This window comes from Kitasatospora sp. NPDC041988, from assembly GCF_055588525.1.
In genome coordinates this window covers 49131-59031 of the sequence record NZ_JBVJCO010000006.1, presented here as the reverse complement: position 1 = coordinate 59031, position 9901 = coordinate 49131, and the positions used below count along the sequence as shown (strand labels likewise).

Genomic DNA, 9901 nt, shown 5'->3' with positions numbered 1-9901 from the left:
TCTTCAGCTCTCCCTGATCGCCGAGCGCGGGTCCAGCAGAGCCAGCAGCACGTCGACCAGGAGGCCGGCGAGCAGCACGGTCGTGCCCAGGATCAGCACCATCGCCTGGACCACCGGGTAGTCCTGGGAGACCACCGACTGTGCCAGCGCCGAGCCGATGCCGGGCCAGGCGAACACCTTCTCGACCAGCACCGTGCCGGCGATCAAGGCGGGCAGCAGGCTTCCGGCGACGGTCAGCGTGGCGGTCGCCATGTTCGGCGCCGCGTGCAGCAGGTAGCGGCGGGCGGGGGACAGCCGTTTGCTCCGGGCGGTGCGCAGGTAGTCCTCGGACAGCACCTTCAGCGCCTCCACCCGGACGATGCGCACCAGGACGGCCGTGGGCGCGAGGGAGAGCGCGAGGACCGGCAGGACGAAGGACTCGACGCCTGCCGAGCCGGCCACCGGGAACAGCTGGAGGCCGACGGCCAGGAGTGCGGTGAGCCCGGCGGCCAGGACGAAGTCCGGCACGCCGGCCAGCCCGGAGGTCAGTGCCGTGAACGCCAGCTCGCTGCGCGGGTGGCGGCCGTCGCGGGTGCGGACGGCGGCGAGCAGTCCGCAGGGCAGGGCGACGGCGAGGGTGACGAGGAAGGCCAGGCCGGCGATCTCCAGGGTGGCCGGCAGCCGGGTGCGGACCAGCTCGGCGACCGGGGTCCCGGTGACCAGCGAGGTGCCGAGATCGCCGTGCGCGAGGCCGCTCAGGTAGTCCCGGTACTGGGACAGGAACGGCGTGTCGAGCCCGAGTTGGTGTCGGCGCGCGGCCACCAGGGCGGGGGCGGCGTCGACGCCGAGCGCGGCGCGGACCGGGTCGCCGGGGACGAGCCGGATCATCGCGAACGACGCGGTGAGCACGACCCCGAGGGAGAGGAGCAGCCGGGCGGTGCGGCGGCCGAGGAACGCCGTCCAGGGGTTCCGCAGCAGAGGGTGCAAGGACACGGTGGGCCCCCGGTCACTGGTGGAGGCGGATGCTGGTGGGGACGAGCCGGCCGCCGAAGGTGGTGGCGAAGGTGGTGCTCCGGCCGTACACGGTGCTGCGGCCGTCCGCGATCGGCAGGGCGTCGACCGAGCGGAAGAGGGCGGCGGCGGCCCGGTTCCAGGTGCCGCAGCCTTCGGTGTCCGGCTGCCGGAGGGCCTCGGCGACCAGGGCGTCGTACTCGGGGTTGGCGACGCCCGCGAAGTTGAGGCCCTGGGCGGGTGTGGGGCCGGAGAAGAACGGGATGAAGCCGACCGGCAGGGCGAAGCCCGGTGAGGTGCCGACCACGACGTCGAAGTCACCGGTCTGGTACATGGCGTTGACGAGCGCGGGGAGGCTCTCGGTGACCAGCTTGACGTCCGCGCCGAGCGCCGTCCAGGTCCGGGCCATCAGCTCGGCGGCGGGCGGCAGCGTCGGCCCGAGGTCCGGGCTGGTGATCAGGCGCAGCCGGAGCGGCGTGCCGTCCTTGGTCAACCGGCCGTCCGGGCCACGGGCCCAGCCGGCGGCGCGCAGGGCCCCGGCGGCGTCCTGCGTCGGCAGGTTCGCGGCCGCGAGGTCGGCGTGGCAGACGGCGCCCTCGGCGCCGAAGTCGGTGGCGGGACGACCGGTGCCGCCGACGGCGACGTTGGCGAGGCCCTGGCGGTCGAGCGCGGACACCAGGGCCCGCCGCAGTGCCGGGTCGGCCAGCGGCCGGCCGGGGCGCTGGTTGAAGAAGGTCATCCCGACGACGGTCGCCACGTCGGTGGTGGACAGGCCGTGGCCGGTGAGCCGGGCGCGGTCCGGCCCGTTCACGTCCGCGATGTCGACGCCCCCGGTGAGCAGCAGGTTCGCGGTGGTGGAGGCCTGGGGCACCACCGAGATGACGAGGCGGGCCGGCAGGCCGGGCTCCGCGGTGGTCGCGCCGGCCGGGCCCCAGGTGTAGCCCTCGCGGACGGTGAACTCGTACGGGCCGCCGGGGGAGTAGCGGCTCAGGACGTACGGGCCGGTGCCGTGGGTGGCCCGGTCGAGTGACTGCGGCCGGTCGAGGCCGGCGGGGCAGACGATCGGCAGCAGGCCGAGGGTGCGGGTGAGGAAGGGGAAGGGCGCGGCGGTGCCGGCCGACACGGTGCCGGTCGGGTCGTCGGCGGTCACGGTGAAGGGGACGCCGGGCAGGACGGTCTGGGCGCCGGCGAGCTGGTTGACCGGGTCGCCCGCGTACGTCAGTGCCCGGGCCACCGCCGAGGCGGTGAGGGGGGTGCCGTCGGAGCAGGTGATGCCGGGGCGCAGAGTGAAGGTGGCCGTGGTGGTGGTGGCCTGCCAGGAGGAGGCCAGGCCGGAGACCACGGTGCCGTCGGGGGCGAGGTTGACCAGCGAGTCGTAGGCGTAGCCGGCCTGGGCGGCGCCGAAGGTCGAGTACGGGTCGAAGCTCGGCGTCTCACTGGCCGCGGCGATCCGGACGGTCCCGTGCTCGACGAGCGGAGTGCTCGTCGAGGACCGGGCGGCGCCCCCGCAGCCGGCCACCGCGGCGACCGCGACGGCGGCGGCGAGCGCACGGGCGGTCGGCAGGGTGCGACGGGGCATGGGCGCCATGGTGCCACCGAGTCGTCCCGCTGACGAGTCAACTGACTTGTGTGGCAAGTCTGTTCGAACAGCAAAAGCCGCATGTGGAGGCGTCCGGGAGCCGTTCGCGCGGCCCCGGGCGACCGGGTTCGTCTCACCCGTTCGAGGGATAGTACGGCGGCGGTTCCGCGGACCGGGCTACCGGGCGGCCGGGCCATCGCCACACTGGCCGCATGAGGACGAGGACGAACGAGTCGGGTGAGGAGATCGGTCGACTGGCCGATCGGTACTGGGAATTCCTGCTGGAGCGGGATCCACTGCTGAGAGTGCGCCAGGGCCTCCCGGTGGAGACGCTCCCCGGGGCGTCGCCCGCCGAGGCCGAGGAGCGGGCGCGGTTCGCGGAGGGCGTCCTCGGGCGGGTCCGGGCACTCGACGGTGTGGCGTCGTCCGGACTCGACGCCGACACCGCCGCGTTCCTCGCGGGGCTGGCCGAGCAGGAGCTGCGGTCCCACCGCTGCTACTGGCTGACGCCGGCGGCCACGACGTACCGGCTCTTCCCGTTGTCGCAGTACGTCGACGCGGTCCTGTGCCCATTCCGCTTCGCCGAACGACCGGACGTCGAGCGGTACTTGTCGCTGCTGCACGAGCTGGCCCGGGTGGTCGGTTCGATCGCCGACAAGGCGGCGGAGCAGGCTGGACGCGGTTTCCGGGTGCCGGCCCCGGCCCTGGCCGGGGCGCGCGCCACCGTCGTGGGCCTGCGGGCGTCCGTGGCGCGCCGGGTGGAGGTGGGCGACGACCGACTCGGCGGACTGGGCCGCGCCGACCGCGGACGGCTCCGCGACGGGGCGCATCGGCTGGTGGAGGTCGAGCTGGCACCGGCCTTCGACGGCCTGCTCGCCGTCCTCGACGACCCGGCCTACCTGCGCGAGGCGCCGCGGGCCGTCGGCTGGGCGCAGTACGAGGGCGGCGAGGAGGCGTACCGGGAGTTCGTCCGGACTCACAGTGGGGGCGACACGCCGCCCGAGCGGCTCCACGAGCTCGGCCGCGAGCAGTGCCGGGAACTCGCCGAGCGGATGCGGGAGGTCCGTACGGCCCTCGGGTTTCCGGGCCCCGAGGCCGAGTTCCACGAGCGGCTGCGCACCGAGCCCCGTCTGTACGCCCGGACCCCCGAGGAGGTCGAGGACCGCTACCGCGGCTACCTCGACCGGCTCGCCCCGCTGCTGCCGCGCTGGTTCGCCGTCCTCCCGGCCGCACCGTACGGACTGGCGCGGCTGGATCCGGCGCTGGAGGCGGGGATGACCTTCGGGTACTACGAGCAGCCGACTCCGGACGTCCCGGTCGGGCGCTACCGCTACAACGGTTCGGACGTGGATCGGCGCTCGCTCCTGGGCTCGGCGTCCCTGATCCACCACGAGCTGGCGCCGGGGCACCACTTCCACCTCGCCCGGCAGACGGAGAACCGCGCGCTGCCGCAACTGCGCCGCGAGGTGGCCGAGTTCGGTGCGTTCAACGAGGGCTGGGCCGAGTACGCCGCCGGCCTCGGCTGGGAGATGGGCCTCTACGACGATCCGTGGGACGCCTACGGGCGGCTGGCCCAGGAGCGGTTCACCGCGCAGCGCCTCGTCGTCGACACCGGGCTCAATCTCGGGACGATGGACCTGGAGGAGGCCCGGGACTACATGCGCGCGAACTCCACCGAGGCGGACGGCCAGATCACCTCGGACCTGCTGCGCTACGCGACCGACCTGCCCGGGCAGGCGCTCTCCTACCGGGCGGGCTACCTGGAGTTCACCCGGCTGCGGGCCGAGGCCGAGGCTCGCTTGGCCGCCGGCTTCGACGTGCGGGCCTTCCACGAAGCGGTGCTGGGAGGAGGCGGGCTGCCGTTCCCCGCCCTGCGCGGGCGGGTGGGACGAGAACTCGGCAATTCCAATTAATCATTGAAGTCGGACAATATGCTCACCTGGTGAGTAGGCGTACTGCGCTTCGTGCCACTCGGATCGTTCAAGAGCACTCGCATGAGTGAAACCCGCCGGAACTGTTTGGCCTCGATGTACATGGCTGGACTACGGTGGCGGAAGAGCGGGCGATGGGCTCCACTGTGACGAATTCGGCTCGGTAGGTTGGATGTCGAATTCCGGAAGTGGGTTCCTTCGTCCGCCCGGCTGTGCGCTGCTTCGGTGTCTGCAGTGCCCGGGTCCCCTGTCATGCGTATACGTAGAGAGGATGGAGCATCATGCCGCCCCTAGTACCGCCCTTCCTGGTCGGCCTCGTCGTCGCGCCACTCGCCAAACGTCTCCTCAAGCCACTGATGCTCGGTGTCGTCAAGACCTCCGTCGGCATCGTGCTTGAGGTGAAGAAGGCGGCCCACGAGGCCGGAGAGAACATCCACGACCTCGCGGCCGAGGTCGCCGCCGACGTGGTGGCGGCGCAGGTCGCCGCCGGTGACGTCGGAGTCCGTTCAGGCGACGGCCAGGGTGCCGTCGCCGGGAACGGCGAATCCGCCGATCGGACCGAGGGCGAGGCGAGGTCCCCGAAGATCCGTGCGACCGCCGGCGCCGGCAAGGTGAACTGACGGCCTGTCCGGCGGCCCTGGCCCGCCCTGGGCGCACATTCGGGCCGAGCTCGGATGTGCGCCCGGGCGGCGGTCGACCGCAGGCCCGTCGGCCGCATCTCCTTCCTCCTTCAGAATTCCACTCCGTCGCAGAATGCGTCACGCCCGTGGCGGTTTTCGCGACCTCGCACAACAGGTGATCGTACACATGCCTTCTCTGCTGGGTGCCGCAGCCGGGAATCACTCCGTGGATCTGGAAGTGCGTCTGCGATCGGTCATTCCGGGCCGTCAGCGCTGGAACGTCAAACCTGTTCTCGGGCGGCCCCGGGCGGCCGAAGTCCTCGCCGCGGCCCTGCGGCGGATCCCCGGGATCACCCAGGCGCAGGCCAACCCGGTCACCGGCGGAGTCCTCGTCCGGCACGATGCGCGCGTGAGCGCCGCGGACGTCGACCGGATCGTCCGCAGGGCCGTCGCCCTGGTCGTGGAGGGTGCGGCCCGAGCCACCCGTCCCGTGCCGGCCCGGTCTGCCGCCGAACCGGCTCCGCGCGCCGACCGCGGTGCCGTCGTACGCCCTGTGCTGGCTGTCGGGGGCGGCGTGGCGGCCGGGATCGCCCTGATCCGCGGGTCGGCGCTCAGCAGGCAACTGGTCGCGCTGGGCGGCGTGGTGGCGGCGACCGGAGCCGTCCTTCGGAAGGCTTGGCACAGATCGGCCGACGCGACCGAGGGCCTGCCCGGGACCGCGGCCGAGCGGCACCCCCTGCTGGAGATCGTCGGACCGCACCGCCGACGGCTCTACCGTGCCTCCGCCCTGTCGGTCGCCTGCCAGATCGCGGAGATGGCGCTCGGCACCTTCCTCGGCTGGACGGCACTGGTCCTCATCAAGGGCGAGGCCGCGCCGCTGATCCGCTTCGGCCTGACCACCGCGTCCGCCCAACTCTTGGGCCTGGCAGGGCTGGTGACCGTCGCCTGCGCCGCCGTCGCGGGCCTTTCCTACTCCTCGAACCTCCAGTGGCGCCAGCTCGGCCAGGACATCGAGCACGACTGGCGGGGCCGCACGTACGAGCACGTGCAGCACCTGGAAGGCGAGCGGACCACCCGGATCGCCGGGGTGCTCACCGACGACGTCCGCCAGCTGGGCACCTTCTTCGCCACCTCGGCCAACGACGTGCTGCAGCTGGGCGCCAGCCTGGCCATCCTGGTGCCGTTGTTCCTCCTGCTGGCACCGCAGATCGCCTGGATCGCCTTCCTGCCCATTCCGGTCATCGCCTGGCTGTCGCTCCGTTACCAGGACAAGGTCACGGCCGACTACGCCGTCTCCGGTGAGCGCCGGGCCAGGCTGCACAGCCAGCTGGTGAACACGCTGGAGGCCGGCGCCACCGTCAAGAGCTTCTGCACCGAGGACTACGAAGCCGAGCGCATCGACCAGTTGAGCGCGCAGGCCCAGGAGAGCAACGAGCAGACCGACCGGAGCACGATCCGCCACGCCGAGACCGTCAGGGTCTGCACGACCAGCTCGATGGCCGGCACCCTGCTGATCGGCGGTCGGTCGGTGCTCAACGGCAGCCTGCCGTTCGAGGTGTTCAGCCCGCTGATCGGGCTGCCCCAGATGGTGCTGCTGCGGATGAACCGGCTCGGCGGCATCGTCGACCAGTACCAGCGCACGCTCGCCGCCTTCAACCGGGTCCACCACCTGCGGGCACTGCCCGTCGAGACCGAAGGCACCGACGGACCGCTCGACACCGCGAAGGTGCGGGGCGAGATCGTCCTCGACGACGTGACCTTCGCCTACCCCGGCCGCCCGCCGGTGCTGGAGGACGTCTCACTGACCATTCCCGCAGGCCGGGTCACCGCCCTCGTCGGCGCCACCGGCTCCGGCAAGACGACCGTCGCCAAGCTGCTGATGCGCTTCCAGGACGCGGAGTCCGGCAGCGTGCTGCTCGACGGGCGCGACGTGCGCGACCTGCCGCGCCGGGACCTGCGCCACGCGATCGGGTTCGTCGCCCAGGACCCGTTCCTCTTCGACGGCAGCATCGCCGACAACATCCGTTACGGCAGCTTCGGGGCCCCGGACGCGGCCGTGGTCGACGCGGCCATGATGGCCGAGGCGCACACCTTCATCGCGACGCTGCCGGACGGCTACGACACGGTGATCGGTGAACGCGGCACCGCACTCTCGGGCGGCCAGCGGCAGCGGATCGCCCTGGCCCGGGCGATCCTGAAGGACGCGCCCGTCGTGATCCTCGACGAGGCCACCTCCGCGGTGGACAACGAGACCGAGGCCGCCATCCAGCGGACGCTCCGGAGGTTCGCCACCGATCGGACCATGATCGTGATCGCCCACCGGCTCTCCACCGTCCGCCACGCGGACCGGATCTACGTCATGGACAAGGGCGGCGTCGTGGCCGAGCAGGGCACCCACGACGAACTCCTCGCCCGGCACGGACTCTACGCATCCCTCTGGCAGCTCCAGGCCGGCGAACTCGCCGCCTGAGCACCGCAGCAGCACCCGCCCGCCGGCCGCGTGACGTCACCGCGGCCGGCGGGGCCCGGCGTGCCCTGCGCGCCCGCGCCCACACTTCTGGAGGTACCCCCATGTCCCGTCTCGACGGCGACGTCCTTCCCCTGACCGCGGCACAGCGCGAGATCTGGCTCGCCGAGCAGCACGCGCGGACGGCACTCGACGCCTACCGCATCGGCGATTACCTGGAGATCCACGGACCGGTCGACGCGGAGCTCGTCGAGGCCGCGTTGCGCCGGGTCGTCGACGAGATGGACGTGCTGCACGTGACCTTCGGCCACGACGGGCAGGACCTGCGTCAGATCGTGGAGGTGGCCGTCGGCACGCTGGTCCGCCGGCTCCCGCAGCTGAGACTGGCCGACGAAGCAGCCGGCGGCGCGGCCCTCGAATGGCGCCCCAACCCCTTGCAACGGCGGCTGAGCGCCCTCCCGCTCACCTACTGACACCTGAACGACGACGAAGGAGAACCGACCATGACCCGAGAGTTCGAGGTTCGCAAGGAACAGGACCTACCCGCGGCGCCCGAACAGGTCTGGGCCGCGGTCGCCACCGGCGCCGGCAACCTGGGCTGGCTGTACCCCATGGAGGTCGAGCCGCGCGTCGGCGGAAAGGTCACCCGGTCCGACAGCACCGTCGTGGCGTGGGAGCCGCCGAGCCACTTCGCCGTCCGGGCGACCCTGGGCGACGAGTTCTCCAACACGCTCAGCTACCGGATCGAGCCGGCGGACAGCGGAACGAGCCACCTGCGCATGGGAATCCACTGGGTGCACGAGGGCGTCTGGGACGAGATCTGGGACACCAAGGCGGACGCGGCCGAGAAGCACGTCCACTTCTACCAGCACGGCCTCGCCGAGTACCTGCGGCACTTCGGCGGCCGCCCCGCCGTCTACGTCAAGGCCCAGCGCCCCGAACCCACCACCGACCCGGCCGACTTCGACGCCCTGCGTCGACGCCTCGGCCTCGTCGACGACGCGGCCGTCGGCGACGAGCTCGAACTCCACGTCCCCGGTCCGGACGGCGGCCCGGAGGCGGTCGTCGTGGACTGGCTCAGCCCCGACTTCGTCGGCCTGCGCGGCCCGGACGCGCTGTACCGGTTCTTCAACGGCAGCACCTGGAACTGGCCGGTCTGGCTGGGCCACCACCTGTTCGCCGAGGACGCCGACGAGCAGCGGGCCACCAAGGCGTGGAACGCCTGGCTCAACGACACCCAAGCCTAGGAGCCCCCGATGGAAACCTCGATGGAAACACTGCTCTACGCCGCCGAACTCGTCGAGGAGAACGGCGCCTACACGCTCGTCTTCCAGGACGTGGCACGGGACACCGTCCAGACCACCCCGGTCCCCAAGTCCATGGTGGACAAGCTCCCGGCCTTCCTCGCGGCGTTCAGCGCCAAGCTCAACTCCACACCGTCACGCGGCCGGTGGTAGCCGTGGGACACCCGGTCACCCGGCCGGCACCAGCCCGGAGCGAGGCCGGCGCCTGGTTCCGTGTGCATCGGCGCGCACAGCAGCCGAGGCTCCGACTGGTCTGCTTCCCGCACGCCGGCGGCACCGTCAACTTCTTCGACAGCTGGCCCGCACTGCTGCCCGCCGACGTTGAGCTCCTGGCGGTCCGCTACCCGGGACGGCAGAACCGGCTCCTGGAGCCCTTCGCCCCCGACCTGCCGACCCTCGCGGACGAGATCCACACCGCCCTGGAACCGTACCTCGACCGGCCGGTGGCACTGTTCGGCCACAGCATGGGCTCGGCGGTGGCCTACGAGGTCGCCCTGCGGCTCGACGGCCGCGGCCGTACGCCCACCCGCCTGCTGGTCTCCGGCCGCGTCGCCCCGCACCGCGCCGCGCCCACCGACCTGCACACCCGCGACGACGAGGCACTGATCGCGGACGTCCGGCAGCTGGGCGGGCCCGGGGCGGAGGCCTACGACGACCCGGAGCTGCGCGAGCTGACCCTCCCGGCGCTGCGCGCCGACTACCGGCTCATCGAGACGTACCGCCCACGGCAGCCGAAACCCCTGCGCGCGCCCATCACCGCGTACGCGGGGGAGAGCGACCCCGACTGCCCGCCGGACGGTGTCCGCGCGTGGTCCGAACTGACCGTCCCCGGCGGCTTCGAGCACCGCCGGTTCCCGGGCGGCCACTTCTATCCGACCCCGTCCGAGGCCGAGCTGCTCGCCGACCTCACCGCCCGGCTCGCATGACGCCGGCGGGGGGGGGGGGGGGGGGGGGGGGGGGGGGGGGGGCGGAGGGGGGGGGGGGGGGGGGGGGAAGGGGACGGGGCGGGG

At 72.7% G+C, this 9901-nt stretch carries 9 protein-coding genes; 7 read left to right on the top strand and 2 right to left on the bottom strand.

The window, feature by feature from the left end; translation table 11 throughout:
- Positions 1–3 precede the first annotated feature (3 nt).
- Together ACZ6NC_RS08600 and ACZ6NC_RS08595 are read right to left on the bottom strand one after the other, a co-directional pair.
- Entirely contained in the window at positions 4–972 is a 969-nt protein-coding gene (locus tag ACZ6NC_RS08600; protein WP_465730345.1) for an ABC transporter permease, read from the bottom strand.
- A 13-nt stretch (positions 973–985) separates the two neighbouring features.
- The gene (locus ACZ6NC_RS08595; protein WP_465730343.1) at positions 986–2569 is read right to left on the bottom strand and encodes an ABC transporter substrate-binding protein; all 1584 of its coding nucleotides are present in this window, start codon (positions 2567–2569) and stop codon (positions 986–988) included.
- Positions 2570–2781: 212 nt separating this feature from the next.
- Between ACZ6NC_RS08595 and ACZ6NC_RS08590 the strand changes: the two genes are divergently transcribed.
- The 7 genes from ACZ6NC_RS08590 (at position 2782) to ACZ6NC_RS08560 (ending at position 9817) form a co-directional block, all read left to right on the top strand.
- Complete coding sequence (locus ACZ6NC_RS08590) at positions 2782–4482, top strand: DUF885 domain-containing protein (RefSeq protein WP_465730341.1); 1701 nt, start codon at positions 2782–2784, stop codon at positions 4480–4482.
- A 299-nt stretch (positions 4483–4781) separates the two neighbouring features.
- Positions 4782–5120 carry a DUF5132 domain-containing protein gene (locus ACZ6NC_RS08585; RefSeq protein ID WP_465730339.1) on the top strand — a complete coding sequence of 113 codons (339 nt, stop codon included), beginning with the start codon at positions 4782–4784 and terminating at the stop codon, positions 5118–5120.
- A 238-nt stretch (positions 5121–5358) separates the two neighbouring features.
- A complete protein-coding gene (locus ACZ6NC_RS08580; RefSeq protein ID WP_465730337.1) occupies positions 5359–7590 on the top strand; it encodes an ATP-binding cassette domain-containing protein in 2232 nt (743 codons plus the stop codon).
- Between the two features lie 101 nt (positions 7591–7691).
- Positions 7692–8060, top strand: a complete 369-nt coding sequence (locus tag ACZ6NC_RS08575; RefSeq protein ID WP_465730335.1) for a condensation domain-containing protein — start codon at positions 7692–7694, stop codon at positions 8058–8060.
- A gap of 30 nt (positions 8061–8090) precedes the next feature.
- A complete protein-coding gene (locus tag ACZ6NC_RS08570) occupies positions 8091–8834 on the top strand; it encodes an SRPBCC family protein (protein WP_465730333.1) in 744 nt (247 codons plus the stop codon).
- 9 nt (positions 8835–8843) lie between these two features.
- Complete coding sequence (locus tag ACZ6NC_RS08565) at positions 8844–9044, top strand: hypothetical protein (RefSeq protein WP_465730331.1); 201 nt, start codon at positions 8844–8846, stop codon at positions 9042–9044.
- Positions 9045–9106: 62 nt separating this feature from the next.
- Complete coding sequence (locus tag ACZ6NC_RS08560) at positions 9107–9817, top strand: thioesterase II family protein (protein WP_465730329.1); 711 nt, start codon at positions 9107–9109, stop codon at positions 9815–9817.
- Positions 9818–9901 lie beyond the last annotated feature (84 nt).